Annotated in this window: 26 protein-coding genes and 1 pseudogene; 17 read left to right on the top strand and 10 right to left on the bottom strand. The window is 67.7% G+C overall.

Annotated features, from left to right (window positions below; translation table 11 throughout):
• Window positions 1–27: 27 nt before the first annotated feature.
• Window positions 28–390: an ATP-dependent Clp protease adapter ClpS gene (clpS, locus tag FN976_RS16615; RefSeq protein WP_255440503.1), complete on the bottom strand. Its 363-nt coding sequence runs from the start codon at window positions 388–390 to the stop codon at window positions 28–30.
• Between the two features lie 202 nt (window positions 391–592).
• On the opposite strand from clpS, the pseudogene FN976_RS29515 reads away from it, so the two are divergent.
• Window positions 593–790, top strand: a pseudogene (locus FN976_RS29515) (cold-shock protein); the annotation flags it as partial.
• 202 nt (window positions 791–992) lie between these two features.
• Here the strand turns inward: FN976_RS29515 and FN976_RS16605 are convergent.
• Window positions 993–3233: an NADP-dependent isocitrate dehydrogenase gene (locus FN976_RS16605; RefSeq protein ID WP_145894163.1), complete on the bottom strand. Its 2241-nt coding sequence runs from the start codon at window positions 3231–3233 to the stop codon at window positions 993–995.
• A 127-nt stretch (window positions 3234–3360) separates the two neighbouring features.
• The gene (icd, locus tag FN976_RS16600) at window positions 3361–4614 is read right to left on the bottom strand and encodes an NADP-dependent isocitrate dehydrogenase (RefSeq protein WP_145894162.1); all 1254 of its coding nucleotides are present in this window, start codon (window positions 4612–4614) and stop codon (window positions 3361–3363) included.
• Window positions 4615–4860: 246 nt separating this feature from the next.
• Between icd and FN976_RS16595 the strand changes: the two genes are divergently transcribed.
• Entirely contained in the window at window positions 4861–5100 is a 240-nt protein-coding gene (locus FN976_RS16595; protein ID WP_145894161.1) for a hypothetical protein, read from the top strand.
• Window positions 5101–5187: 87 nt separating this feature from the next.
• A complete protein-coding gene (locus FN976_RS16590) occupies window positions 5188–5634 on the top strand; it encodes a DUF192 domain-containing protein (RefSeq protein WP_432417872.1) in 447 nt (148 codons plus the stop codon).
• Window positions 5635–5696: 62 nt separating this feature from the next.
• Here FN976_RS16590 and FN976_RS16585 read toward each other — a convergent pair whose 3' ends face one another.
• Both FN976_RS16585 and xseA read right to left on the bottom strand, forming a co-directional pair.
• Window positions 5697–6275 (bottom strand): superoxide dismutase, encoded by a 579-nt coding sequence (locus FN976_RS16585; protein WP_145894159.1) that lies wholly within the window; start codon window positions 6273–6275, stop codon window positions 5697–5699.
• 324 nt (window positions 6276–6599) lie between these two features.
• Window positions 6600–7898 carry an exodeoxyribonuclease VII large subunit gene (xseA, locus tag FN976_RS16580; RefSeq protein ID WP_145894158.1) on the bottom strand — a complete coding sequence of 433 codons (1299 nt, stop codon included), beginning with the start codon at window positions 7896–7898 and terminating at the stop codon, window positions 6600–6602.
• 353 nt (window positions 7899–8251) lie between these two features.
• On the opposite strand from xseA, the gene FN976_RS16575 reads away from it, so the two are divergent.
• The 6 genes from FN976_RS16575 to adk all read left to right on the top strand — a co-directional run bounded on the left by FN976_RS16575 (window position 8252) and on the right by adk (window position 12100).
• A complete protein-coding gene (locus FN976_RS16575; RefSeq protein ID WP_145894157.1) occupies window positions 8252–8881 on the top strand; it encodes a MotA/TolQ/ExbB proton channel family protein in 630 nt (209 codons plus the stop codon).
• 11 nt (window positions 8882–8892) lie between these two features.
• Window positions 8893–9321: an ExbD/TolR family protein gene (locus tag FN976_RS16570; RefSeq protein ID WP_145894156.1), complete on the top strand. Its 429-nt coding sequence runs from the start codon at window positions 8893–8895 to the stop codon at window positions 9319–9321.
• On the top strand, window positions 9322–10314 hold the full coding sequence (lpxK, locus tag FN976_RS16565; protein WP_145894155.1) for a tetraacyldisaccharide 4'-kinase: 993 nt from the start codon (window positions 9322–9324) through the stop codon (window positions 10312–10314). It abuts the gene before it with no gap.
• Window positions 10295–10501 carry a Trm112 family protein gene (locus FN976_RS16560; protein ID WP_145894154.1) on the top strand — a complete coding sequence of 69 codons (207 nt, stop codon included), beginning with the start codon at window positions 10295–10297 and terminating at the stop codon, window positions 10499–10501. Before lpxK ends, FN976_RS16560 begins: the two co-directional genes overlap by 20 nt.
• 4 nt (window positions 10502–10505) lie before the next feature.
• On the top strand, window positions 10506–11258 hold the full coding sequence (kdsB, locus tag FN976_RS16555) for a 3-deoxy-manno-octulosonate cytidylyltransferase (RefSeq protein WP_145894153.1): 753 nt from the start codon (window positions 10506–10508) through the stop codon (window positions 11256–11258).
• A gap of 185 nt (window positions 11259–11443) precedes the next feature.
• Complete coding sequence (adk, locus tag FN976_RS16550; protein ID WP_145894152.1) at window positions 11444–12100, top strand: adenylate kinase; 657 nt, start codon at window positions 11444–11446, stop codon at window positions 12098–12100.
• 16 nt (window positions 12101–12116) lie between these two features.
• On the opposite strand, the gene FN976_RS16545 is transcribed toward adk, so the two are convergent.
• Genes FN976_RS16545 through FN976_RS16535 form a run of 3 tightly spaced genes read right to left on the bottom strand, consistent with a single transcriptional unit; the run spans window position 12117 to window position 13947 of the window.
• Window positions 12117–12581 carry a DUF6152 family protein gene (locus FN976_RS16545; RefSeq protein ID WP_145894151.1) on the bottom strand — a complete coding sequence of 155 codons (465 nt, stop codon included), beginning with the start codon at window positions 12579–12581 and terminating at the stop codon, window positions 12117–12119.
• A gap of 26 nt (window positions 12582–12607) precedes the next feature.
• Window positions 12608–13024, bottom strand: coding sequence for a hypothetical protein (locus tag FN976_RS16540; protein WP_145894150.1), 417 nt, complete (start codon window positions 13022–13024; stop codon window positions 12608–12610).
• On the bottom strand, window positions 13024–13947 hold the full coding sequence (locus tag FN976_RS16535) for an asparaginase (protein WP_145894149.1): 924 nt from the start codon (window positions 13945–13947) through the stop codon (window positions 13024–13026). Before FN976_RS16535 ends, FN976_RS16540 begins: the two co-directional genes overlap by 1 nt.
• 103 nt (window positions 13948–14050) lie before the next feature.
• Here FN976_RS16535 and lexA point away from each other — a divergent pair, with 103 nt between their 5' ends.
• Both lexA and FN976_RS16525 read left to right on the top strand, forming a co-directional pair.
• Window positions 14051–14725, top strand: coding sequence for a transcriptional repressor LexA (gene lexA, locus FN976_RS16530; RefSeq protein ID WP_145894148.1), 675 nt, complete (start codon window positions 14051–14053; stop codon window positions 14723–14725).
• A gap of 125 nt (window positions 14726–14850) precedes the next feature.
• Window positions 14851–15147, top strand: coding sequence for a hypothetical protein (locus FN976_RS16525; RefSeq protein ID WP_145894147.1), 297 nt, complete (start codon window positions 14851–14853; stop codon window positions 15145–15147).
• Window positions 15148–15182: 35 nt separating this feature from the next.
• Here the strand turns inward: FN976_RS16525 and FN976_RS16520 are convergent, their stop codons facing one another.
• Window positions 15183–15707, bottom strand: a complete 525-nt coding sequence (locus FN976_RS16520; RefSeq protein WP_145894146.1) for a DUF1993 domain-containing protein — start codon at window positions 15705–15707, stop codon at window positions 15183–15185.
• Window positions 15708–15808: 101 nt separating this feature from the next.
• Between FN976_RS16520 and FN976_RS16515 the strand changes: the two genes are divergently transcribed.
• Window positions 15809–16816 (top strand): D-2-hydroxyacid dehydrogenase family protein, encoded by a 1008-nt coding sequence (locus FN976_RS16515; RefSeq protein WP_145894145.1) that lies wholly within the window; start codon window positions 15809–15811, stop codon window positions 16814–16816.
• Window positions 16817–16836: 20 nt separating this feature from the next.
• Window positions 16837–18039: an MFS transporter gene (locus FN976_RS16510; RefSeq protein ID WP_349291384.1), complete on the top strand. Its 1203-nt coding sequence runs from the start codon at window positions 16837–16839 to the stop codon at window positions 18037–18039.
• Window positions 18040–18049: 10 nt separating this feature from the next.
• Here FN976_RS16510 and FN976_RS16505 read toward each other — a convergent pair whose 3' ends face one another.
• Complete coding sequence (locus FN976_RS16505; RefSeq protein ID WP_186510924.1) at window positions 18050–20113, bottom strand: type IV pilus assembly protein FimV; 2064 nt, start codon at window positions 20111–20113, stop codon at window positions 18050–18052.
• A gap of 101 nt (window positions 20114–20214) precedes the next feature.
• Between FN976_RS16505 and FN976_RS16500 the strand changes: the two genes are divergently transcribed.
• The 4 genes from FN976_RS16500 to FN976_RS16485 all read left to right on the top strand — a co-directional run bounded on the left by FN976_RS16500 (window position 20215) and on the right by FN976_RS16485 (window position 24487).
• Window positions 20215–21765 (top strand): 3-hydroxyacyl-CoA dehydrogenase, encoded by a 1551-nt coding sequence (locus tag FN976_RS16500; RefSeq protein WP_145894143.1) that lies wholly within the window; start codon window positions 20215–20217, stop codon window positions 21763–21765.
• 5 nt (window positions 21766–21770) lie between these two features.
• Window positions 21771–22550 carry an oxepin-CoA hydrolase, alternative type gene (locus FN976_RS16495; protein WP_145894142.1) on the top strand — a complete coding sequence of 260 codons (780 nt, stop codon included), beginning with the start codon at window positions 21771–21773 and terminating at the stop codon, window positions 22548–22550.
• A gap of 114 nt (window positions 22551–22664) precedes the next feature.
• Window positions 22665–23387, top strand: a complete 723-nt coding sequence (locus FN976_RS16490) for a Crp/Fnr family transcriptional regulator (protein WP_145894141.1) — start codon at window positions 22665–22667, stop codon at window positions 23385–23387.
• Complete coding sequence (locus tag FN976_RS16485) at window positions 23384–24487, top strand: phosphotransferase family protein (protein ID WP_145894140.1); 1104 nt, start codon at window positions 23384–23386, stop codon at window positions 24485–24487. Before FN976_RS16490 ends, FN976_RS16485 begins: the two co-directional genes overlap by 4 nt.
• Window positions 24488–24509: the final 22 nt, after the last annotated feature.

Here is a 24509-nt window from a genome sequence, read left to right as displayed (position 1 = left end):
ACCTTCTCACAGTCCTTCGAGCCGGGTTCAGTCTACCGGTTCACTCAGGCACTGGAGCGGATGCCCCGCCTGCCGTGCGGCTTCCTGCACCTGCAACACCTTGGTCGCCGCCACGTCGCGCGAATAGACACCGCAGATGCCTTTGCCGTCCAGGTGGATCTTGAGCATGATCTGGGTGGCGCTTTCGCGGTCCTTGTTGAAGAATTCCTGGATCACGACGACCACGAACTCCATCGGGGTGTAGTCGTCGTTCAACATGACGACCTGGTGCATCTGCGGCGGCTTGGTCTTCTGTTCCTTGCGCTCCGCCACCACCGAATCGCCGTCGTCGGGCGTCACCGGGCGCACCACGGGCGCGACGGGTGGGGGAATGGGGGTCTGGCTGGCCATGAAATTCATTCTAGCCAGCGCACCGTGGGCCCGCCGACAAGAGGTGAATTGGAGGCGGTTACGTCACATTCAAGCGACAAACAAATTCCCGGTTCCGGCGCGCAGGGTTTCATTGGCGGGCGTAAGTGAAAATATTGACAGCCCCGGCGCGATCCACGACACTCCCGCTCAGGTAGAGGGTTTTAACGGGGACGCACAAAAAATGGCGACCGGCACAGTCAAATGGTTCAACGACGCCAAGGGCTTCGGGTTCATCGAGCCCGACGGCGGCGGCGCTGACGTTTTCGCGCATTTCTCGGCCATCACCATGGATGGCTTCAAGACCCTCAAGCAGGGCTCGCGCGTGAGCTTCGACGTCCAGGAAGGTCCCAAGGGCCAGCTGGCGCAGAACATCCAGGCCGAGCCCGGGCCGATCCGCACGACCGATGGGCCCAACCAGGCTGCCGACCGGCCGCCGCGGCAGCCGAAGGTGCGCGCGCCGCAGTTTCATGCCGCCAGCGGTGGGCATGGGGACATGGCGTCGAAATAGCCGGACCATCTTCAGATCCGCACGAAAAGGCCGCCTCCTGGGCGGCCTTTTCGCTGGCCAGCGCTCGGCGCGTCTAGTCCGCCTGGACTGCCGCCAGCGCCGCATTGAACGTCGCGCTGGGCCGCATGACGGCGCCGACCTTGGTCCGGTCGGGGAAGTAATAGCCGCCGATGTCGGCCGGCTGGCCTTGCACGGCATTGAGTTCGTCGACGATCTTCTTCTCGTTTTCGGCCAGCGCCTTGGCCAGCGGCGCGAAGCGGGCCGCCAGTTCCTTGTCCTGCGTCTGCTCGGCCACTGCCTGGGCCCAGTAAAGAGTGAGGTAGAACTGGCTGCCCCGGTTGTCCAACTGGCCGGTCTTGGGCGACGGACTCTTGTTGTTGTCCAACAGCTTGCCCGTGGCCGCATCGAGCGCCACGGCGAGGATCTTGGCCTTGGCGTTGCCGGTCTTGATGCCCTCGTCCTCCAGGCTCACCGCCAGCGCGAGGAACTCGCCCAGCGAATCCCAGCGCAGGTGGTTCTCCTCCACGAGCTGCTGCACGTGCTTGGGAGCGGAGCCGCCGGCGCCGGTCTCGTACATGCCGCCACCGGCCATCAGCGGCACGATGGACAGCATCTTGGCGCTGGTGCCGAGCTCCATGATGGGGAACAGGTCGGTCAGGTAGTCGCGCAGGATGTTGCCGGTGGCGCTGATGGTGTCCTGGCCGCGGATCACGCGCTCCAGCGTGTAGCGCATGGCGCGTACCTGGCTCATGATCTGGATGTCGAGGCCGGTGGTGTCGTGCTCGTGCAGGTACATCTTGACCTTGCGGATCAGCTGTGCCTCGTGCGGACGGTAGCTGTCCAGCCAGAACACGACCGGCATGCCGGAATTGCGGGCGCGCGTGACGGCCAGCTTCACCCAGTCACGGATGGCGGCGTCCTTGCACTGGCACATGCGCCAGATGTCGCCCTGCTCGACCACCTGAGACAGCAGCACTTCGCCGGTGTCCAGGTCGGTGATGTTGGCGACGCCGTCCTCGGTGATCTCGAAGGTCTTGTCGTGCGAGCCGTATTCCTCGGCCTGCTGCGCCATCAGCCCCACGTTAGGCACCGTGCCCATGGTCCTGGGGTCGAACGCGCCGTGCCACTTGCAGAAGTTGATGATCTCCTGGTAGATGCGGGCGAAGGTCGACTCGGGCATCACGGCCTTCACGTCCTTCAGGCGGCCGTCGGCGCCGTACATCTTGCCGCCGTTGCGGATCATGGCGGGCATCGACGCGTCGACGATCACGTCGTTGGGCGAGTGGAAATTGGTGATGCCCTTGGCCGAATCCACCATGGCCAGCTCGGGCCGGTGCTCGTGGCAGGCATGCAGGTCGCGCTTGATCTCGTCCTGCTTGCTCTGGGGCAGCGCCTCGATCTTGGTGTACAGGTCGACCATGCCGTTGTTGACGTTGACGCCCAGCTCCTCGAACAGCGCGGCGTGCTTCTCGAACGCCTCCCGGTAGAAGATCCGCACACAGTGGCCGAACACGATGGGGTGGGACACCTTCATCATGGTGGCCTTCACGTGCAGCGAGAACATCACGCCGGTCTTGTGCGCGTCCTCGATCTCCTTTTCGTAGAAGGCCACCAGCGCCTTCTTGCTCATGAACATGGAGTCGATCACCTCGCGGTCCAGCAGCGCGACTTCCGGCTTGAGCACCACCGTCTTGCCGCTCCTGGTGATGAGCTCCATCTTCACCTTGCGCGCGCGGTCCAGCGTCATCGACTTCTCGCCGTGGTAGAAGTCCCCGTCGTGCATGTGCGAAACGTGCGAGCGCGAGGCCTGGCTCCAGTCGTCCATGCGGTGCGGGTTCTTGCGCGCGAATTCCTTGACGGCCTTGGGCGCGCGGCGGTCGGAATTGCCTTCGCGCAGCACCGGGTTCACGGCCGAACCGATGCACTTGTTGTAGCGGGCGCGGATGTCCTTCTGCTCGTCGGTCTCGGCCTTCTCGGGGTAGTCCGGGATGTTGTAGCCCTTTTCCTGCAGTTCCTTGATGGCCGACTTCAGCTGCGACACCGAGGCGCTGATGTTCGGCAACTTGATGATGTTGGCTTCGGGCCTGAGCGTCAGCTTGCCGAGGGCAGCCAGGTTGTCGGGAGCGCGCTGCCCTTCGGTCAGCAGCTCCGGGAACTGGCCCAGGATGCGTCCCGCGACGGAGATGTCGCTCTCCACCACTTCGATGCCGGCCGCCGCGGCGAACGTGCGCACGATGGGCAGGAACGAATGCGTCGCCAGATAGGGGGCTTCGTCGGTCAGGGTGTAGATGATCTTGGAGCGTTCAGCGGCCACGGGAAGTCTTTCGGGGTTGGGGTGCGCGCACGATGCGACGGCACATTTTAAGGCGTGGGATACGCCAGGAAACAGGCAAAGAAAAAGCCGCCCTCAGGCGGCTTGGACCCAGCCCGCTGCAACAGCGCTACATCTGGTCGATCATCACCTGGCCGAAGCCCGAGCACGACACCTGGGTCGCGCCCTCCATCAGCCGCGCGAAGTCGTAAGTGACCTTCTTGGACAGGATGGCCTTCTCGAGGGAGCTGATGATCAGGTCGGCGGCTTCCTTCCAGCCCATGTGACGCAGCATCATCTCGGCCGACAGGATCTCGGAGCCGGGATTCACGTAATCCTTGCCGGCGTACTTGGGCGCCGTGCCATGGGTCGCCTCGAACATCGCGACGGTGTCGCTCAGGTTGGCGCCCGGGGCGATGCCGATGCCGCCCACCTGCGCCGCCAGCGCGTCGGAGACGTAGTCGCCGTTCAGGTTCAGCGTGGCCACCACGCTGTACTCGGCGGGGCGCAGCAGGATCTGCTGCAGGAAGGCGTCGGCGATCGAGTCCTTGACCGTGATCTCCTTGCCGCTCTTCGGGTTCTTGAACTTCATCCACGGGCCGCCGTCGATCAGCTCGGCGCCGAACTCCTTCTGGGCCAGCGCGTAGCCCCAGTCGCGGAAGCCGCCTTCCGTGAACTTCATGATGTTGCCCTTGTGCACGAGCGTCACGCTGGGCTTGTCGTTGTCGATGGCGTACTGGAACGCCTTGCGCACCAGGCGCTCGGTGCCTTCGCGCGAGACCGGCTTGACGCCGATGCCCGAGGTGTCGGGGAAGCGGATCTTCTTGACGCCCATTTCCTCGACCAGGAACTTGATGACCTTCTTCGCCTTGTCGCTCTCGGCTTCCCATTCGATCCCGGCGTAGATGTCTTCCGAGTTCTCGCGGAAGATCACCATGTTGGTCTTCTCCGGTTCCTTCAGCGGCGATGGCACGCCCTTGAAGTACTGGATGGGGCGCAGGCAGACGTAGAGGTCCAGCTCCTGGCGCAGCGCCACGTTCAGCGAACGGATGCCGCCGCCCACCGGCGTGGTGAGCGGGCCCTTGATGGAGACGACGTAGTCGCGCACGGCGTGCAGCGTTTCCTCGGGCAGCCAGACGTCCGGGCCGTAGACCTTGGTCGCCTTCTCGCCGGCATACACCTCCATCCAGTGGATCTTGCGCTTGCCCCCATACGACTTGGCCACGGCGGCGTCCACCACCTTCAGCATGACCGGCGTGATGTCGAAGCCGGTTCCGTCACCCTCGATGTAGGGGATGATGGGCTGGTCCGGCACGTTCAGGGACGTGTCGGCGTTGACGGTGATCTTCTGGCCTGCGGCGGGCACCTTGATGTGCTGGTACATGGGGGAAATCGTCTCCGGGAGGGGGATCGTGGCGGATCGGGAACTTGCCTGGCGGCAACCTCGCAAATTCTAGCGTGTCAACCGCCGCGGCCCATCGGCCGCGCTGCCCGCCGCGCGTGCGGGCATTCTTGCCTGGGAGCGGCCCTGTCAACCATTTGGTGACACATGCCGTTACGGATGAGCCTTCCGGCTGTCCGGGAGGAAATTCCACCAGATCCCCGGATTCAATCGTCGAAAGGACTCCCCATGAACAAACTGCTCGCCGCCCTCGTCGCCTCCCTGTTCGCCGTCTCCACGGCCTTCGCCGCTTCCCACGCCGGCGCCCCGATGGCCGGTGCCTCGGGTGCCAAGAAGGAAGAAAAGGCCGCCGCCAAGATGGAGAAGAAGGAAGAGAAGGCCGCCGCCAAGACGGAAAAGAAGGCCGAGAAGGCCCCGAAGAAGGCCGCCAAGAAGGACGCCAAGAAGATGGAAGAAAAGAAGTCCTGATCGGACGGTTTTTCGCCCATGCAGATGCCCGCCGAGCGCGGGCATTTTTCATGGCACCCGCACAATAGAGCCATGAAAACGAGATCCATGAAGACGTCCTTCGCCGCCCTCTTCGCCGTGTCGGCCGTCCTGGCCGCCGGCCTGGCTGCTGCCCAGGAGCCGCAGCTGAACTTGCCCCGGGTCAGGCTCGCAGCTGGCATGCACCAGATTGACGCACAAGTCGCGTCGGCGCCGGACCAGCGCATGACCGGCCTGATGTACCGCCAGGAGATGCCGCAGCACGAAGGCATGCTGTTCATTTTCGAACAGCCGAGCCAGCAGTGCTTCTGGATGAAGAACACGCTGCTGCCGCTCTCGACCGCCTTCGTGGCCGATGACGGCACCATCGTCAACATCGAGGACATGGCGCCCCAGACGCTGAACTCGCATTGCTCGGCCAAGCCCGTGCGCTACGTGCTGGAGATGAACAAGGGCTGGTTCGCGAAGAAGGGGATCAAGCCCGGCGCGAAGCTCAGTGGAGCGCCTTTCCGTTAGGGCCCCGCCGCGCAGCGGCGCCCCAAGGACAAGGGCCCGTCAGGGCCCTTGTTTCCGCCCGTTTAAAAATTCTTCGCCGCGAAGTCCCAGTTCACCAGCTTGTCGAGATAGGTCTCGACGAACTTGGGACGCAGGTTGCGGTAGTCGATGTAATAGGCGTGCTCCCACACGTCCACCGTCATCAGCGCCTTGTCGGCGGTGGTGAGCGGCGTGCCGGCCGCGCCGGTGTTGACGATGTCGACGCTGCCGTCCGGCTTCTTCACCAGCCAGGTCCAGCCCGACCCGAAGTTGCCCACGGCCGATTTGACGAAGGCTTCCTTGAACGCCGCGTACGAACCCCACTTGGCCGTGATCGCCTGCGCCAGCGCGCCGGTGGGCTCGCCGCCGCCCGCGGGCTTCATGCAGTTCCAGAAGAACGTGTGGTTCCAGATCTGGGCCGCGTTGTTGTAGATGCCGCCGGACGACTTGCGGATGATGTCCTCCAGGGGCATGTTCTCGAACTCGGTGCCCTTCTGCAGGTTGTTCAGGTTCACCACATAGGCGTTGTGATGCTTTCCGTGGTGGTATTCGAGGGTTTCCTTCGAATAGTGCGGCGCGAGCGAATCGATCGGATAGGGCAGCGGGGGCAGGACGTGTTCCATGGCTCTTCTTCCTCGTTATGAAATGGGTGGATGGCTAGAGATTCTCTGAAAAAAGATCGCTGCGCGACTTTTTTCAGAGGTTGATCAGTTTGGAAAGGACCGGCAAAGCCGGATCCTTCCCAAAGGGGAAACCGCGCTGCATGTTATTCCGCGCGGTTCTCGCCCGGCCGGGCAGCTTACGCTGCCCGCCTCGAAGACTGTGCGGAGCATCGCGCAGCACAGTCTCCTCTGTGTCCAGGATCCGGCTTTGCCGGTCCTGGACACACTGACCAGCCTCTGAAGAATTGCGCAGCAATTTTTCAGAGAATCTCCTACGCCGGGATTCTAGGGACGATTGGCGGCGCCGGGCGAAACCGTCACAGCAACCTCGCCGTCGGCAAGGGCGGCATGCAACTGCTGCCCCGCGTGCGTCTGCGCCACGCTGGTGATGGGGTGTCCCTGCGGATCGGTCAGCAATGCATAGCCGCGCTGGAGCACGAGGCGCGGGTCGAGCAGCTGCAGACGCAGTGCGAGCCGGTCGAGACGCTGCGCAGCTTGGGCGCGGCGGCCCGCCATCGCCTGCACGTGGAATGCACCACGCCGCGCGATGCCGTCTTGGGCCGACCGCAGCCGGCCAAGCACCGCCTGGCCCAGCCGCTGGGCCGCGCGGTCGACCCGCGAGCGCTGCTGGGCCGCGCGCGCGAGTGGCCGGCCCAGGCGCGCGGCCGCATGGTCGAGCCGCTGCCCCGCGCGGTCCGTGCGGCGCGCCGCGGCTTGCCAGAGGCGGTCGCGGGCCTGCGCGAGATCCGACACCCAGTCGTCGCGCGCCGCGGCGGCGAGCTCGGCCGCCGCGGTCGGCGTGGGCGCACGGACGTCCGCGCAGAAGTCGGCAATGGTGAAATCCGTTTCATGCCCGACGCCGCTGACCAGCGGCACCGGGCTGCGCACGATGGCGCGGGCGAGCTGCTCGTCATTGAAGGCCCAGAGGTCTTCGATGGGGCCGCCGCCCCGCACCAGCAGGATCACATCGACCTGGCCGCGGGTGGCCAGGGCGTAGAGCGAATCCAGTGCGGCCACAAGTTCCCCCGGTGCCTGGGGCCCCTGAACTGCCGCCGGGGCGATCGTCACCGCCACGTGCGGTGCGCGGCGCCGCAGGCAAGTCACCACATCGTGCAGGGCAGCGGCGTTCAGCGAAGTGGCGATGCCGATGGCGCGCGGCAGCGCCGGCAGCGGCCGCTTGCGCCCCGGGTCGAACAGGCCTTCCGCGTCCAGCCTGGCCTTCAGCCGCAGAAATTGCTCGAAGTGGGCGCCCTGCCCGGCGCGCGCGAGGCTTTCCACGACCAGTTGCAGATCACCCCGCTGCTCGTAGACGCCCAGGCGGCCCTGCACTTCGACCAGGTCACCGTCACGCGGCACGAAGCCCAGCAGCGATGCCGCTCTGCGGAACATGGCGCACCGCACCTGCCCTTGCGCATCCTTCAGGGTGAAGTAGCAATGCCCGCTGGGCGCGCGCGAGAAGCCTGAAACCTCGCCGCGGACCGCGACAGGATTGAACCGGGCATCCAGCGCATCAGCAACGGCGCGGCACAGCGCCCCGACTGCCCAGATGCGCGGCGCCGGCACTGGAAACGGGAGTCCGTCCATCAGCAATGGCGCGGCTTGGCCGGCCGCTCGGGGTCGCGATCCATCCACAGCGGCGCGGCGCACGCGCGCCAACCGCGGGTTTGTCCCCGGAACGCAGATTTGTCCGAGCAAGTGTTTGATTTCATTGAATTTTTTCCTGCTCAATTCGTCATCGTTTTGTCACGGTGAAGCATTGGCGCGGCCTCGCGGCGCATGGAGGGGGTTTTCTCAACAAAGTTATCCACAACTTTTGTGAGTGTCGTCCTACGACCACGCGGCGGCGTCTGACAGTCCGCGGGTCGCTGATAATCGCCGCACGACGGCCAGCCGCATGGCGGCCGGCAGCAGTCCAAAGAAAACGGCGGAGAACCCCCTTGCTTTCGATCATACAAGCCGCAGGCTGGCCGATCTGGCCGCTCATTGCCTGTTCCATCCTGGCTTTGGCCTTGATCATCGAGCGCTTCCTGAGCCTGAAACAGGCCAAGATCGCCCCGCCCCGCCTGCTGGACGAGGCCCTTTCGGTGTCGCGCAATTCCGTGCCCTCGGCCGACGTGGTGCGGCAGCTGGAACAGAACTCCGCGCTCGGTGAAGTGCTGGCCAGCGGCTTTCGTGCCCTGAACTCCGATCCGCGCTGCAGCGAGGTGGACTTGCGGGCGACCATGGAGCACACCGGCCGCGCCGTCGCCCACCGGCTGGAACGCTACCTCTCGGCCCTCGCCACCATCGCGTCAGCCGCGCCGCTGCTCGGCCTGCTCGGCACCGTGATCGGGATGATCGAGATCTTCGGCTCGCAGGCGCCCACCGCCGGCGCCACGGGCGGCAACCCGGCGCAGCTGGCGCACGGCATCTCGGTGGCCCTCTACAACACCGCCTTCGGGCTGATCGTGGCGATTCCGGCCCTGATCTTCTGGCGCTATTTCCGGGCGCGGGTCGACGACTACCTGCTGACGCTCGAGCTCGCCGCCGAGCGCTTCGTGCGGCACCTGAACACGCTGCGCCGCTGAGGGCTGGCCCGATGAACTTCCGCCCGCGTCAGAAGGACGAGCCCGAGATCAACCTGATCCCGTTCATCGACGTGCTGCTCGTGGTGCTGATCTTCCTGATGCTCACCACCACCTACAGCAAGTTCACCGAGATGCAGCTGCGCCTGCCGGTGGCGGACACCGACAGCCAGCGCGACTACCCGAAGGAAGTGATCGTGGCGGTCTCGAGCGACGGCCGGTACATGGTCAACAAGGTGCCCGTCGCCGGACGCAACACCGAGTCGGTGGCCAGCGCCATCGCCGAGGCCGCCAAGGCTGGCAAGGACTCGGTGGTGATCATCAGCGCGGATGCCACCGCCACCCACCAGTCGGTGATCACGGTGATGGAAGCGGCGCGCCGCATCGGCCTCACGCAGATCACCTTCGCCACGCAGTCGTCAGCGCAAGCCGGGGGCAAGTAGATGCCCGAGGCGCTCCGGCGCGCCTGGCTGCGGCGCACGGCGCTGTCCCGCGCGCTCTTTCCGGTCGCCCTGCTCTACGGGGCCGTGACGGCCATCCATCGCGCATCGTTCCGCTGGGGCCTGCGTCGGGCCGATCGTGTCGGCGCGCCAGTGATCGTGGTCGGCAACGTCATCGCTGGTGGTGCGGGCAAGACGCCCGTGGTGATCGCCTTGCTGGGGCACCTGCAGGCGCGCGGCATCGCGGCGGGTGTCGTTTCGCGCGGCTACGGCCGCCGGGACGACGACTGCCGCGCCGTCGCGCCCGGCGACGAGGCGGCGCTGGTGGGCGACGAACCGCTGCTCATCCATCGCTCCACCGGCCGGCCCGTCTACGTCGCACCGCGGCGGGCCGACGCCGCCCGGGCTCTCCTGCGGGACCATCCGGGCACGCAGGTCATCGTGAGCGACGACGGCCTGCAGCACGGCGCGCTGGCGCGCGACATCGAGATCTGCGTGTTCGACGAGCGCGGCATCGGCAATGGATGGCTGCTGCCCGCCGGGCCGCTGCGGGAGGGCTGGCCACGCCCCGTCGACTTCGTGCTGCGCCACGGCGACCCGGAGGGCATCTCCGGCTATCGCGTCGAGCGCCGCCTGGCGGACATGGCGGTGCGGGCCGACGGCAAGCGCATCGCGCTGAACTCCCTGCGCGGCCAGCGGCTGAAGGCGGTGGCGGGCATCGCGCGGCCGGAAGTGTTCTTCAACATGCTGCTCGCGCGGGGTCTGCGGCTGACGGCCACCATGGCCCTGCCCGATCACCACGACTACGAAAAGGCATTCAGCGCCGCCGACGGCCGGCTGCTCTGCACCGAGAAGGATGCCGTCAAGCTCTGGCGCCACCAGCCGGGGGCGTGGGCCGTCCCGCTCGAGGTGAAGATCGAAGACGCCTTCTGGCAGGCGTTCGATGCACGGCTGGACGCAAAGCTATCATCGGCGCATGGACCCCAAACTGCTTGAGCTGCTGGTCTGCCCCGTCACCAAGGGCCCGCTCGACTACGACCGCGACCGGCAGGAACTCCTCTCGCGCAGTGCCCGGCTCGCCTACCCGATCCGCGACGGCATCCCCGTGATGCTGGAGGAAGAGGCGCGCACCCTGAGCGACGAGGAACTCGAGCGCCTCCCGCCCCGCACACCCCTGGTCTGACCCCGTGGGTTTCTGCGTCCTGATCCCGGCGCGCCTCGCCTCCACGCGGCTGCCCGACAAGCCGCTGGCCGACATCGCCGGCAAGCCGATGGTGGTGCGCGTCGCCGAACGCGCCCGCGCCTCGTCGGCCAGCCGCGTCGTCGTCGCCACCGACAGCGAACAAGTCGTGCGAGCCTGCGCGGACCACGGGGTCGAGACGGTGCTCACACGCGCCGACCATCCGTCCGGCAGCGACCGGCTCGCCGAGGCCTGCGTCCAGCTCGGCCTGGATGGCGACGATGTCGTCGTCAACGTGCAGGGCGACGAACCCCTGATCGCGCCCGCGCTGATCGACTCGGTGGCGGCGCTGCTGGCGCAGCGCCCGCAGGCCAGCATGAGCACGGCGGCCCACGCGATCGAGAACCTGGACGAATTCCGCAACCCCAACGTCGTGAAAGTCGTGCTGCAGGCCGACGGCCTGGCGCTCTACTTCAGCCGCGCGCCGATTCCCTGGTGGCGCGATGGGTCGAGGCCGGGGGAGCCCGCCCTCCCCGAGCCGCGGCCGCTGCGGCATGTCGGCATCTACGGCTACCGCGCGGGCTTCCTGCGCCAATTTCCAGCCCTGCCGCCAGCGCCGGTGGAGCACTGCGAGGCTCTCGAACAGCTGCGCGCCCTCTGGCATGGCCACCGGATCGCGGTGCATGTGACGCCCGACGCACCGGGGCCTGGGATCGACACGCCAGAGGATCTGGCACGGGTGCGCAAGCTGTTTTCTTAGGCGCGGGCCACCGCGGAACCGGCTTTGCCGGGCCGCTGGTGGCGCCCCCTTGAGGGGGAAGCGCCGCAGGCGTTTCGGGGGTGGGCGCAAGACCTGCGTGCTATCCTTCCGGGCAATAGGCCCGACGTCCGCTTGCACGTTCCGTACCGCACGGCCACCCGTATTTCAATCATCCGAGGATTTCCATGAGACTGATCCTGTTGGGCGCCCCCGGCGCCGGCAAAGGCACGCAGGCGACGTTCCTGTGCCAGAAATACGGCATCCCGCAGATCTCCACCGGCGACATGCTCCGCGCCGCCGTGAAGGCCGGCACGCCGCTCGGCTTGGCCGCCAAGAAGGTGATGGATTCGGGTGCGCTCGTGAGCGACGACATCATCATCGGCCTCGTGAAGGAACGCATCGCGCAGCCGGATTGCACCAAGGGCTTCCTGTTCGATGGCTTCCCCCGCACCATCCCGCAGGCCGACGCGATGAAGACCGCCGGCGTGCAGCTCGACTGCGTGCTCGAGATCGACGTGCCGTTCGAGGCGATCATCGAGCGCATGAGCGGGCGCCGCTCGCACACGGCTTCGGGCCGCACCTACCACGTCAAGTTCAACCCGCCGAAGGTGGCGGGCCTGGACGACGTGACCGGCGAACCGCTGATCCAGCGCGACGACGACAAGGAAGAAACCGTGCGCAAGCGGCTCGAGGTCTATGCCGCGCAGACGCGTCCGCTGGTGGACTACTACGCGAGCTGGGCCCAGAAGGACCCGAAGGCGCCGCGCTACCGCAAGATCGACGGCATCGGCAGCGTCGACGACATCACGGCTCGCGCCGTGCAGGCGCTGGCCGACTGCTGAATCGCGCCGTCGCCCCTCAGGCGGGCCCCGAGCGCATCCCGTAAGCCTTGCCGTCCACGAAGACGTACTCGGCCCGCACGATCGCTTCGCCCTTCTCGTCATTGAAGGTGAAGCCCAGCACGCCCATCGACGTGCCAGCCTTGATCTCGGGCAGCTTCCAGGCTTCCACGCGTGTGAGCGGCGCGAGCTCGATCTCCCAGCGGCGGTCCTTGCGGCGCGGCAGCACCGCCTTGGCGAGCAGCGCCTTGCCGTCGACCGGCGCGGTCTGCGCCGGCACGTTGCGCTGCGCGAGATCGGCCGGAAGCTTCAGGTCGGCGGGCACCTCCAGCATCAGCTCCACGTGCGGATTGCGCCACTTGACGGCGGCGGCCTTGCCCTCGAGGTAGATCGGCCGGTCCTGGTCGAAGCTGCTCCAGCCGTGGTGGGCACGGGCCAGCAGCGGCAGCGCGAGGCCGGCCAGCAGCAGGGGACGTCGTTTCATGGGTTGTTTCTCCAGGGGACAACAAGTCAGTAGGCGATCCAGCGGCCGCACACGAGCACGCCCAGCCAGATCACGGTGGACAGGACCATCTGCGCCCGCGCGAGTCCGTCGCAGCGGGCCAGCGAGCCGCGTCCATGGAACCACGCCGCATTACAGCCCGCCGCCAATAACAACAGCATTTTCAGGGTGAAGGCGCGGTTGGCCAGCAGTTCGGCCGCCTGGCTGGCGAACATCAGCAAGCCTGACGCCGCGGCCAGGCCGAAGCCGGCAAGCGCGATGCTCAACGCCAGCCGCGCCAGCGCCGCGAGGGGCAGCTCGGCACCGCGGCCGAAGACCCGGAACTCGAGCAGCACCAGGTTGCCCAGCAACAGCGCGATGCCCGCGATGTGGACCACCTCCAGCGCCGGGTGCGCCCACGGGTGCGAAGGCAGCCAGGCGAGCATCAGGCCATCAATTCCAGCAGCAGCTCGATGCGGGCCTTCACGGGCGGCAGTTCCGTCGGGGGGATCGTGTCGGTGGGATGGGCGATGACACGGCCGTAGGCGCAGCGGCTCGCGCGGCGCACCGCGACGCCCCTGGCCTGCGCGCGCAGCAAGGCGGCTTCCAGGTCGCGGTGCAGGGTGCCGTTGCCGGTCCCCGCCGCGACGATGCCGGCGACGCCCTGGGCCACCAGCGCATCGACGACGGCGCCGCCGGCGCCTGCGTAGTTCATGACGATCTCCACGCGAGGCCAGCTCGCGGCCAACGCGGCCGGTCCCCGGACCGGGTCCCGAGGCCAGGGCCGGAGGGATCGCACGCGGCCGTCCTCCACCACCGCCAACGGCCCGGCCTCGCCGCTCGAGAAAGCGTCGAGGCGATAGCTGTGCACCTTCATCACGTCGCGTGCCGCGTGCACGAGCCCGGCGAAAGCCACACACACTCCCGAGGCACCCGGGGATGCCGCCACGGCCAGCGCGTCGGCGATGTTCTGCGGGCCGTCGGCCACCACCGCCGTCACGGGGCGCATCGCGCCGGTCAGCACCACCGGCTTCGCCGGCGCCAGCGCACGCTGCAGGAAGAAGGCCGTCTCCTCCATGGTGTCGGTGCCGTGCGTGATGACGATCCCCCGGACGTCGGGCTGCGCCAGCTGGAACTGGCAACGTGCCGCAAGGCGTGCCCAAATGGCGAACTCCATGTTCTTGCTGTCGACCTGGGCGACTTGCTCGGCCGCGAGTGCCAGGCCCCCGGGTGCGCGCACGCCGGTCAGGAGGTCGGCCACGGCCAGCTGCGCCGCCTGGTAGCCGACGGTGTCCTCGGCCCAATCAGCCTTGCCCGCCACCGTGCCGCCCGTGGCGAGAACCACGATTTTTTCAACGCTCACTTGCATTCCCATCGAAACTGTTCAAAAATACAGCTACTGGATATCAACACAGCCTGTTCGCCACCCGTTCTGTGCGTTCGTTCCAGAAACCGCTTCAGGAGACCCCGCGATGATCGAGACGCCCAAGCTCACGCCGCGCCAGCAGCAGATTCTGGACCTGATCCAGAGCGCCGTTGCCCGCACAGGCGCGCCACCCACGCGCGCCGAGATCGCCGCCGAGCTGGGCTTCAAGTCCGCCAACGCGGCTGAAGAGCACCTGCAAGCGCTGGCCCGCAAGGGCGTGATTGAACTCGTCAGCGGCACCTCGCGCGGCATCCGGCTGAAGTCCGAGACCCTGCGCGCCATCCACGAAACACGCAGCAAGCAATATTCCCTGCCGCTGCAGGGCCTGGCCCAGCTGGCCCTGCCCCTCATCGGCCGCGTGGCTGCAGGCTCGCCCATTCTGGCGCAGGAGCACGTCGACCAGACCTACTACGTCGAGGGCAGCATGTTCCCCCGCCGGCCCGACTACCTGCTCAAGGTGCGTGGCATGTCCATGCGCGATGCCGGCATCATGGACGGCGACCTGCTCGCCGTGCAGTCCACCCGCGAAGCCAAGAACGGCCAGATCATCGTGGCGAGGCTCGGGGACGACGTCACCGTCAAGCGCTTCAGGCGCAACAAGCACCTGATCGAACTGCATGCCGAGAACCCCGACTACCCCACCATCGTGGTGGAGCCCGGCGAACCCTTCGAAGTCGAAGGCGTGGCGGTCGGCCTGATCCGCAACACCATGCTCATGTAAGCCACCCGGTGCGCCCCAGGTGGCAGGCGTATGGCGCTGCAATGCAATTCGCGGCGCCATCACCCTGGGGCAGCCGGTCCGTCCGAATCCTGCCTGTGCAACCCCGTTGTTTCAGGAGTCGTCACATGGCCCTCGCCGTTTTGTCCGTCCCCCACTTCCTTGGCCCGCTGCAGTCGCTGTGGAGCTGGATTTCGCAGCCGCAGGCTGCGCCCTCGCCGCGCATCCAGGCGCGCACCGCCATCCAGCCGGCGGCCCGTCCCGCCCCATTGCACATCCGGCGCGCCCGCCCGTTGCGTGTGGTGCGGGTCGTCGAACCCAGCCAGGCACTCGGCGGCGCAGGCCGCATGGTCATTTCCGGGCGCATGGCCGATGTCTGCGCTGAACTCGACCGGCTGGCCGCGCGCGAGGCGCAGCAGCGCTGAACGCATCCGGGGCTACCCGGGGCGTCTTCGAAACGTCAGGCTGCAGCGGCCGCGGCGCCGGCCAGATAGTCGCCCTTGCCCAGCGGCACGCCGTTGTGCCGCAGGATGGCGTAGGTGGTCGTCACGTGGAAGTAGAAGTTGGGCAGCACCCAGGTCAGGAGGTACGCCTGCGCCTTCATCGTCCGGGTCTTGTCGCGCCCGATCGGGAAGGTGATGTCCGTGTCTTCCTTGCCGTCCAGGGCGCTGGCCGGCACCGTAGCCAGGTAGTCCAGGGTCTTCTGGATGCGCGCCTTCAGTTCGTCGAACGTGGCCTCGTCGTCGGCGAATTTCGGTGCCTCGACCCCCGAGACCCGCGCGACGCCATTCTTGACCGCGTCACAGGCGATCAGCACTTGGCGCGTCATGGGCAGCATGTCCGGTGCCAGCCGGAAGGTCGTCAGCGCCACCGGATCGAACTTCTTCTCCTCCGCGTGGGCCGCGCCTTTGTCGAGGATGTAGCTCAGATTGCGCAGGGTGTTCTTGAACACCGGCACGGTGGCCGAATGCAGGGTGATCGTCATGGCGGGTCTCCTGGTGGTTTGGGACGTCAAGGCCGCGCATGCTAGCCCGCCCGCCGTGGCGCTGCCGGAGTGGGGGCAAAGCCCGAGGCACAATCCGGTCGATGAACATCGTGATCCTCGACGATTACCAGGATGCCGTCCGCAAGCTTCGGAGCGCCGCCAAGCTCGAGGCCTACCCCGCGAAGGTCTACACCAACACGGTCAAGGGCATCGGCCAGCTTTCGGTCCGGCTGCGCGACGCCGACGTCATCGTGCTGATCCGGGAGCGCACCCACATCAGCCGGCAACTGGTGGAGAAGCTGCCGCGGCTGAAGCTCATTTCGCAGACCGGCCGCGTCGGCGCCCACATCGACATCGAGGCCTGCACCGAGCGCGGCATCGCCGTGGCCGAGGGCGTGGGCTCGCCGGTCGCCCCGGCCGAACTCACCTGGGCCCTGATCATGACGGCCATGCGCCGGCTGCCCCAGTACGTCAGCAACCTCAAGCACGGAGCCTGGCAGCAGTCGGGGATGAAGTCGGCCTCCATGCCCCCCAACTTCGGGGTGGGCATGGTGTTGCGCGGCAAGACCCTGGGGATCTGGGGCTACGGCAAGATCGGCCAGCTCGTGGCCGGCTACGGCAAGGCGTTCGGCATGCGGGTGTGGGTCTGGGGCAGCCAAGCGTCGCGCGACAAGGCCGTGCTGGACGGCTTCGAGGCGGCCGAGAGCCGCGACGCCCTGTTCACCGACAGCGACGTGCTCAGCCTGCACCTGCGGCTGAACGAGGAAACGTTCGGCATCGTGCGGCTGGACGACCTGATGCGCATGAAGCCCACCTCGCTGCTGGTGAACACGTCGCGTGCCGAACTGATCGAGCCGGACGCGCTGATCGCCGGCCTCAATCGCGGCCGGCCGGGGCTGGCCGCGGTGGACGTCTTCGAGAGCGAGCCCATCCTGCAGGGCCATGCCCTGCTGCGGCTGGAGAACTGCATCTGCACGCCGCACATCGGCTACGTGGAGCAGGAAGGCTACGAGACCTACTTCGGCGCGGCCTTCGAGAATGTGGTCAACTTCATCAAGGGAACCCCGACCCACATCGTCAACCCCGGCTCGCTGCAGGTGCGGCGCTAGGGCCCCACCCCCCGCCGCGCTTGACCACCCCCGACTCCACCACCGTCACGCCAGCAGCCGCTGCCGGCCGACCCGCCCTCCCCGCGGTGATGTGGGCGCTGCTGTTCGGCAACTTCGTCATCGGCACCGGTGTCATGGTGGTGCCCGGCACACTGAACGAGATCAGCGAGTCCCTGCAGGTTTCGGTGACGACGGCCGGCCAGCTGATCACCGCCGGCGGCGTGCTGATGTGCATCGGCGCGCCGGCCCTGGCCGCCGTCGTCGCCGGCTGGGACCGCCGGCGGCTGCTGGTCTTCTCGATGGTCTGGTACGCGGTGATGCATTTCGCCTGTGCGTTCGCCCCCAGCTTCGGCTGGCTGCTGGCGCTGCGGGTGCTGGCACTGGTGCCGCCCGCCGTCTTCACTCCACAGGCCGCCGCGTGCGTCGGCTTGCTGGTGCCGCCCGAACAGCGGGGCCGTGCCATCACCTTCATTTTCCTGGGCTGGTCGGTCGCCTCGGTGCTCGGCATGCCCATGAGCGCGCTGGTGGGCGGCACCTTCGGCTGGCGCAGTGCATTCGCCATGATCGGTGCCGCCAGCCTGGTCGCGGCAATCTGGGTCTGGCGCGCCATGCCGGACGGCGTGAAGCCGCCGGCGCTCTCGCTCGCGGCGTGGAAGGAAACCTTCCGCTCCAAGGCGCTGATGACGACGGTGCTGGTGACGGTGCTCTACGCGGCCGGCCAGTTCGTGCAGTTCTCCTATTTCGCCCCGTACTACAAGTACAAGCTGGGCATCACGCCGGCGGAGCTGAGCCTGCTGTTCATGTGGTTCGGCGCCTTCGGCCTGCTGGGCAATGTGCTGATGTCGCGCCACGTCGACCGTGTCGGCGTGGACCGGGCAGTGATGATCAGCATCGCGCTCATGGCGGTCAGCCTGCTGGTCTTTCCCCTGGGCACGACGCTGATGCTGGCGGCGCTGATTTCGGTGCCGTGGGCACTGGGTTGCTTCTCGTCGAACTCCGCCCAGCAGGCGCGGCTCGTGGCGATCGCGCCAGCGCTCGCCGCGGCATCCGTGGCACTCAATTCCTCCGCCATGTACGCGGGCCAGGCCATCGGCGCCGCCAGTGGCGGCTGGCTGATCGCCGAACACGGCATGGAATCGCTGCACTGGGCGGCTTTCGCGGGCCTGGTGGCGGCGATGGCGGCGAGCGCCCTGGCGACGCGGTACGCGCGCGCCAGCCGCTAGAGCTGGCCGATCAGGTGTTCTTCGGCGGGAGGGTGTTCCCCTCCAGGCTGTCCCAGCTGGTGTCGAAATCGAGCGGCTCCAGTTCCGCGGACTGCGTGGGCGCCACCAGACTGACCGTGGGGTCGTCCTCGACCGGCGCGTCGAGATCGATGTCCAGACCCAGGCGCGGAGACGACGGCGGCTTGAAAAGCTTGTCTTTCGCCGCGAGGGTGTTGGAATCCAGCGAGCTCAGCGACTCCAGCGTGGTGTGGCTGAAATCGGTCAGCGGCCCGTCGCGCCGGCTGACCGGCCCGCCGTCGTCTTCCTGGGGGATGACTTCCCGGGCGATGTTGTAGAGCAGGATCAGCTCGCGGTACGCCTCGAGGCTGAACGCATCGGCACCTGCCACTCCAGGCTTGCGGAAGATGGATTCCTCGATCACCTCCAGCACGCGCGCGGACGGCCAGAGCGCCACGATGCGGCTCAGCGCGCGGCCGTAGTCCTCCAGGCCACCGCTCGGCAGGTCGAACTCCTCGAACTCCGGCACCTGCGCGTTGAACTGCTGCCGGAACTCGGCCCGCAGCCGGGAGAATTCGGCGCGGCGGCCCAGCGAATGGTAAAGGTCGAGCAGGTCCAGCCAGGCGAGCGCGCTGGTGTCGACCTGGTCGTGCACATGGCCCTCGAGCACGGCGATCGCCTGGTCGTGCTGGCCGATCGACAGGAAGAAGTTGGCCTTGTCCTGGATGTCGATCAGCTCGTCGACCCGAACCATGCGGATGCTGCCGCCCTGGCTGGCCTGGAAGTCTCCATGCTCGACGGGAATGGTGCGCTCCCGTTCGATCTCCGGGAAAACCTCGGCGGACTGGACCGCCGCCATGGGCGAGGTGCGTACCGGGTCCTGCCGGACGCTGGCGCCAGCGCCTGGACGGACCCCAGGGACTGCCACCGACGCGGCCAGCGCGGGCTCCTTGGCGGCGCGATCGGGCGCGGCCGGCGGCTCGGCGGGCGCGAGGTCGCCCAGGCCCGTGTCGTCGCCGGCGAACCAGCGGTTGCGCGCTTCCTGCCGGCCGCGCATCCAGAACCACCAGAAGGCCGCGCCGGCGAGCAGCAACAGCGCCAGCAAGCCGGCGGCCACCATGGTGATCTGGTTGCGCTCGCTCCGGGCCTTTTCGACCTGGCCGGCCATGGTGTTCAGGGCCGCGGTATTCTGCTGGGTCAGCGCGCGCAGCGACTTCATCTCGGCCTCGATGGCCTGCAGCCGCTGCGCTTCCTGCGCGGCTTCTTCCGGCGGCTTGCTGAGCGCCTGCCAGAGCGCGGACGCCCAGGTGCGTGCCTTGGGATCAGGGTTCGGCGGGAGCTGCAGTTCGGACGAGAGCCGCAATGTCGGGTCGCGTTCCGCCATCAACTCCAGCGGCTCCAGTTTCAGGCGGGGCCGCCCCGGCGCGGCCGGGGCCGGCCGCGGGCTGGCCGCCCGAGTGGCGGCGGCTTCGCGCCGCGCCGCGGCACGCTGCTCGCGAGCAGTCGGCTCGCGCGGAGCCGCAGCGGCGGCTGGAGCGCGTGAAGGGGCGGCCTTCTCGACCGGGGGCCCATCGATCGGTGGCGCGGCCGGCGTCCTGGGAGCGGACGCCCCCGCACCACCCCTGCGTTCCACGGGTGCACGGCCCTCCGTGCCGGACGGGCTGGGTGGCGTGCGCGGAAGCTGCGCGGCCGCCGGGCGCGGAACGTTCACCAGCGGCACGGCCGGTTCCTGCTCCGGCGGCAACTCCGCCAGCAGGACATAGCGGCGCGTCACGCGGCTGACGCAGCCAACGCGCAGATAAAGGGTGACCATGGGCTCGTCCACCTGCGTGGGAATCCCGACGCGCAGCACGCCCTGGCGGTCCGGGCCCGGTTCCCAACGCACGTTCAGGCGCTGGTCAACCCGATGGTCACCATAGAAGACCTCGCCGTCGACGCAGGGGACTTCGCTCTCGGCGGCCTCCAGGGTCACTGGAATCGCCAGGTCCAGCGGACGGCCGATCAGCACGGCGCCCCGCGCCCGCCCCAAGGTGAGGGCGGATGCCTCCGCGACGGGCAGCAGGGCCGCTGCCGCCATCACAAGCCAACGAAACCGGACTTTTTGCACCATGGACGCTGTGGATTCTAGGGCCGGAAGTGCTCGATCGGCCCTGAAAGGGCAGGACATAATCGCTTCTGATGCAAACACAGGACACCTCGCAGGCCGGACCCGGGCCGCGATACCGCACGGTTGCCGTCATCGGCGCCGGGGCCATGGGCAAGGGCATCGCACAGATCGCCGCGCAGGCCGGCAGCGTCGTCCGCTTCTTCGACGCGCACGGCCCTGCTCTGGAGCGCGCGCTCCCCGAAATCGGAAGCCAGTGGGATCGCATGGTGGAGAAAGGGCGGCTCGATGCGGCCGCCGGCGCAGCCTGCAAGCAACGGCTGGTCGCGGCCGCCGGCTTGCGGGATCTCGCGGACTGCGAACTGGTGGTCGAAGCGATCGTCGAGAACCTGGACGCCAAGAAGTCGCTGTTCGCCGAGCTGGAATCCATCGTGGCGCCCGGCGCCGTGCTCGCCACCAATACCTCTTCGCTGTCGGTGACCGCGATCGGTGCGGGCTTGAAGGAGCCACGGCGGCTGGCCGGCTACCACTTCTTCAATCCGGTCCCACTGATGAAAGTCGTCGAGGTGATCGCCGGCTTGCAGACCGACCCGGCCGTGTGCGAAGGGCTCGCAGCCTATGCGCGGCAGATGGGCCACACGCCCGTCCGGGCGGCGGACACCCCGGGCTTCATCGTCAACCACGCCGGCCGCGGCTACAACACCGAGGCCCTGCGGATCGTGGCCGAAGGCGTGGCCGATTTTGCGACCATCGACCGGATCCTGAAGGACCAGGTCGGCTTCCGCCTCGGGCCGTTCGAACTGATGGACCTGACGGGGCTGGACGTGTCCCATCCCGTGATGGAATCGATCTACCGCCAGTACTACGACGAGCCACGCTACCGCCCTTCGGCGCTGGCGGCGCAGCGGGCGGCGGGCGGCGTGGTCGGCCGCAAGGCGGGGGAAGGGTTCTACCGCTACATCGATGGCAAGGCGCAGGTGCCGGCCGAGCCGCCCGTGCCCCAGGTGGAGGAACTGCCTCCGGTGTGGGTGTCGACGCGCGCCGCGCGGCGCGCAGAGCTGTTCCAGTTGCTGAAGGCGCTGGGTGCGAAGGTCGAGACCGGGCAGTCGCCGTCGATGAACGCCCTGACGCTGGTGGCGCCACTGGGTTTCGACGTCACGACGGTGGCCGTCGTCGACCGGCATGACCCCGCCAGGACGATCGGGATCGACATGCTCGTGGAAGACGCGGCGACGAAGCGCCGCGTGCTCGCCACCAACCCCGCCACGCGCACCGACATGCGTGACGCGGCGCACGCGCTCTTCGCGCGCGACGGCAAGGCAGTCAGCGTGATTCGCGACTCCGCCGGCTTCGTCACCCAGCGCGTCGTCGCCACCATCGTGAACATCGCTTCCGACATGTGCCAGCAGGGCGTCTGCTCCCCCGCCGACCTCGAGACGGCGGTGACGCTGGGCCTGGGCTACCCGCTGGGGCCGCTCGCCATGGGCAACCGCTGGGGCCCGGACAACATGCTTGAAGTCCTGTTCAACATGCAGACCGTCTATGGCGATCCGCGCTACCGCCCCAGCCCCTGGCTGCGCCGGCGCGGGGCCATCGGCCTGTCGCTTTTGCACGAGGAAGCCTGACCCCCATGCCCGCCGAACTCAAGAGTGCCAGCAACGGCCGCACGATGGTGCTGACCATCAGCAATCCCGAATTCCGCAATGCGCTCGGCCCGGAGATCTATGCGGCCGGGGTCGAAGCGCTGAACGCGGCGGACGCCAACCCCGAGGTCCGCAGCGTCGTCATCACCGGCGAAGGGAAGAACTTCTGCGCCGGCGGCAACCTGCAGCGGCTGCTGGACAACCGGGCCCGGGCGCCCGAAGTGCAGTGGGAATCGGTCGAAGCGCTGCACAGCTGGATCGAAGCGATCCGCGCCTTCCCCAAGCCCGTGATCGCCGCCGTCGAAGGCGCGGCGGCAGGCGCTGGCTTCTCGCTCGCGCTCGCTTGCGACTTCATCGTCGCTTCCGACGACGCCGTGTTCGTGATGGCGTATTCCAATGTGGCCCTGTCCCCGGACGGAGGAGCCACTTGGGCCTTGACGCGCGCGCTGCCGCGCCAGTTGGTGAACGACCTGCTCATGTGCGCCGAGCGCATCACCCCGGCCCGGCTGCAGCAGTTCGGCCTGGTCAATCGAGTCACCCGCTCGGGCCATGCGCTCGAGGAAGCGCTGAAGCTCGCGGCCGAGCTGAACGAGCGAGCGCCGAACACGCTGGCCAGCGTGAAGGAGCTCGTGAACGATGCCGCGGTGGCTCCGCTGCACACGCAGCTGGCCTCCGAGCGCTCGCATTTCGTGAAGAACCTCCACCATGCCAATGGGGGCATCGGCATCGAAGCGTTCCTCGCGAAGAAGCCGCCGCGCTTCGAATAGCCCTCTCCGGCTCATCGGGGCCGTGAACTGCCCCACAGGTGACAACCCCGAGGGTTTCGGCTGGTCCCGGACGCGACAATGTCCCTGCCGCCAAAGTCACTCACAGGACAGAACATGGACGACCCCATTCTTACCATTGAAGAACGTGCAGCGATCAACGGTGGTCGCTGGTTCTCCACCCTCTCTCCCTCCCTGCGGCACGACATCCTTCGATGCGCCTACGTCACCCGTTTCAAGGACGGCGAACTCATCTGCGCGCGCGGCGATCCGCCCGAGGCATGGAGCGCGGTGGCGCGGGGCGCGGTGCGGGTGAGCTCCACGTCGATCACGGGCAAGCAGGTCACCTTCACCTACGTGGAGCCGGGCATCTGGTTCGGGGACGTGGCGATCTTCGACGGCGACCGGCGCACGCACGATGCCTATGCGCATGGCGAGACGACCATGCTGTCGGTGTCGCGCGGCGACCTGCGCAAGATCCTGTCCCAGCACGTCGAGCTGTACGAAGCCATGCTGAAGCTGCAGGCCCGGCGCATCCGCCAGCTGTTCGGGCTGGTCGAAGACTTGAACACCCTCCCCTTGCGCGCCCGGCTGGCCAAGCAATTGATCCACCTGGTGCGCAGCTACGGCGTGCCGTCGCTGTCCGACGGGCGCGAGGTGCGCATCAGCCTGCAGCTCGCGCAGGAGGAGCTGGCCCAGCTGCTGGGCGCTTCGCGCCAGCGCGTGAACCAGGAGCTGAAGTCGATGGAACGCGAGGAGGTGATCCGCATCGAGCCGGGCGGCCTCGTGGTGCGCAACCGGGACGCATTGATGCGCATCATCGAGACCGACAACTCATGAGCAATTACGACCATTTCGTGGGCACTCGCCCCGTTTCCGACAAACACCTGTTCGACATCCCGGCGCTCACCGCCTGGATGGAGAAGAACGTCGAGGGTTTCCGCGGCCCGCTCACCGCGGAGATGTTCAAGGGCGGCCAGTCCAACCCCACCTACAAGCTGACCACGCCGGAGCGCAGCTACGTGATGCGGGCCAAGCCTGGGCCGGTCGCGAAGCTGCTGCCTTCGGCGCACGCCGTCGAGCGCGAGTTCGCGGTGATGAAAGGCCTCGCCGGCACCGGCGTTCCCGTGCCCCGCATGGACGCGCTGTGCGAGGACGAATCCGTCATCGGGCGCGCCTTCTACATCATGGAGTTCATGCAGGGCCGCGTGCTGTGGGACCAGGCGCTGCCGGACATGGACAACGCGCAGCGCGGCGAGATCTACGACGAGATGAACCGCGTGATCGCGGCGCTGCACACGGTGAAGTTCGCCGACCGCGGCCTGGCGGGCTACGGCAAGCCGGGCAACTATTTCGACCGGCAGATCGGCCGCTGGAGCAAGCAGTACAAGGCCTCGGCCGACGGCGCCGGGCCCATGAGCCAGCCCATCCCCGAAATGGAAAAGCTGGTCGAATGGCTGCCCGCGCACATCCCCGCGGCAGCGCGCGACGAGAACAAGGTTTCCATCGTCCACGGCGACTATCGCCTCGACAACCTGATGTTCCACGCCACCGAGCCCCGGGTGATCGCCGTGCTCGACTGGGAGCTCTCCACGCTCGGCCACCCGCTGGCGGACTTCAGCTACCACTGCATGGCCTGGCACATCCCGCATGCGATGTCGCGCGGCATCGGCGGGCTGGACCACCGCGCGCTCGGCATCCCGCCGGAAGACGAATACATCCGCCGGTATTGCGACCGCACCGGTCTCGCCACGGTGGACGAGCTCAAGGCCGACTGGAACTTCTACATGGCCTACAACATGTTCCGCATCGCCGCCATCCTGCAAGGCATCGCCAAGCGGGTGGAAGCCGGCACCGCCTCCAGCGCCCAGGCCGCCGCATCCGGCGCCGGGGCGCGCCCCATGGCCGAGATGGCCTGGGCCTTCGCCCAAAAGGCTTAGGCACCTCTCCCATTCCGACAGT

This window comes from Caenimonas sedimenti (assembly GCF_007833165.1).
Lineage (GTDB): Bacteria > Pseudomonadota > Gammaproteobacteria > Burkholderiales > Burkholderiaceae_C > Ramlibacter > Ramlibacter sedimenti.
Note: the sequence above shows the minus strand (reverse complement) of the source record. Positions and strands in the feature narration are given on the sequence as shown.

Excerpts from the sequence above, each read along its gene's own strand:
- clpS (WP_255440503.1), bottom strand. The coding sequence starts at position 390 with ATGGCCAGCCAGACCCCCATTCCCCCACCCGTCGCGCCCGTGGTGCGC.
- icd (WP_145894162.1), bottom strand. The coding sequence starts at position 4,614 with ATGTACCAGCACATCAAGGTGCCCGCCGCAGGCCAGAAGATCACCGTC.
- FN976_RS16595 (WP_145894161.1), top strand. The coding sequence starts at position 4,861 with ATGAACAAACTGCTCGCCGCCCTCGTCGCCTCCCTGTTCGCCGTCTCC.
- FN976_RS16590 (WP_432417872.1), top strand. The coding sequence starts at position 5,188 with ATGAAGACGTCCTTCGCCGCCCTCTTCGCCGTGTCGGCCGTCCTGGCC.
- FN976_RS16585 (WP_145894159.1), bottom strand. The coding sequence starts at position 6,275 with ATGGAACACGTCCTGCCCCCGCTGCCCTATCCGATCGATTCGCTCGCG.
- xseA (WP_145894158.1), bottom strand. The coding sequence starts at position 7,898 with ATGGACGGACTCCCGTTTCCAGTGCCGGCGCCGCGCATCTGGGCAGTC.
- FN976_RS16570 (WP_145894156.1), top strand. The coding sequence starts at position 8,893 with ATGAACTTCCGCCCGCGTCAGAAGGACGAGCCCGAGATCAACCTGATC.
- lpxK (WP_145894155.1), top strand. The coding sequence starts at position 9,322 with ATGCCCGAGGCGCTCCGGCGCGCCTGGCTGCGGCGCACGGCGCTGTCC.
- FN976_RS16560 (WP_145894154.1), top strand. The coding sequence starts at position 10,295 with ATGGACCCCAAACTGCTTGAGCTGCTGGTCTGCCCCGTCACCAAGGGC.
- adk (WP_145894152.1), top strand. The coding sequence starts at position 11,444 with ATGAGACTGATCCTGTTGGGCGCCCCCGGCGCCGGCAAAGGCACGCAG.
- FN976_RS16545 (WP_145894151.1), bottom strand. The coding sequence starts at position 12,581 with ATGAAACGACGTCCCCTGCTGCTGGCCGGCCTCGCGCTGCCGCTGCTG.
- FN976_RS16540 (WP_145894150.1), bottom strand. The coding sequence starts at position 13,024 with ATGCTCGCCTGGCTGCCTTCGCACCCGTGGGCGCACCCGGCGCTGGAG.
- FN976_RS16535 (WP_145894149.1), bottom strand. The coding sequence starts at position 13,947 with ATGCAAGTGAGCGTTGAAAAAATCGTGGTTCTCGCCACGGGCGGCACG.
- lexA (WP_145894148.1), top strand. The coding sequence starts at position 14,051 with ATGATCGAGACGCCCAAGCTCACGCCGCGCCAGCAGCAGATTCTGGAC.
- FN976_RS16525 (WP_145894147.1), top strand. The coding sequence starts at position 14,851 with ATGGCCCTCGCCGTTTTGTCCGTCCCCCACTTCCTTGGCCCGCTGCAG.
- FN976_RS16520 (WP_145894146.1), bottom strand. The coding sequence starts at position 15,707 with ATGACGATCACCCTGCATTCGGCCACCGTGCCGGTGTTCAAGAACACC.
- FN976_RS16515 (WP_145894145.1), top strand. The coding sequence starts at position 15,809 with ATGAACATCGTGATCCTCGACGATTACCAGGATGCCGTCCGCAAGCTT.
- FN976_RS16505 (WP_186510924.1), bottom strand. The coding sequence starts at position 20,113 with ATGGCGGCAGCGGCCCTGCTGCCCGTCGCGGAGGCATCCGCCCTCACC.
- FN976_RS16500 (WP_145894143.1), top strand. The coding sequence starts at position 20,215 with ATGCAAACACAGGACACCTCGCAGGCCGGACCCGGGCCGCGATACCGC.
- FN976_RS16495 (WP_145894142.1), top strand. The coding sequence starts at position 21,771 with ATGCCCGCCGAACTCAAGAGTGCCAGCAACGGCCGCACGATGGTGCTG.
- FN976_RS16490 (WP_145894141.1), top strand. The coding sequence starts at position 22,665 with ATGGACGACCCCATTCTTACCATTGAAGAACGTGCAGCGATCAACGGT.
- FN976_RS16485 (WP_145894140.1), top strand. The coding sequence starts at position 23,384 with ATGAGCAATTACGACCATTTCGTGGGCACTCGCCCCGTTTCCGACAAA.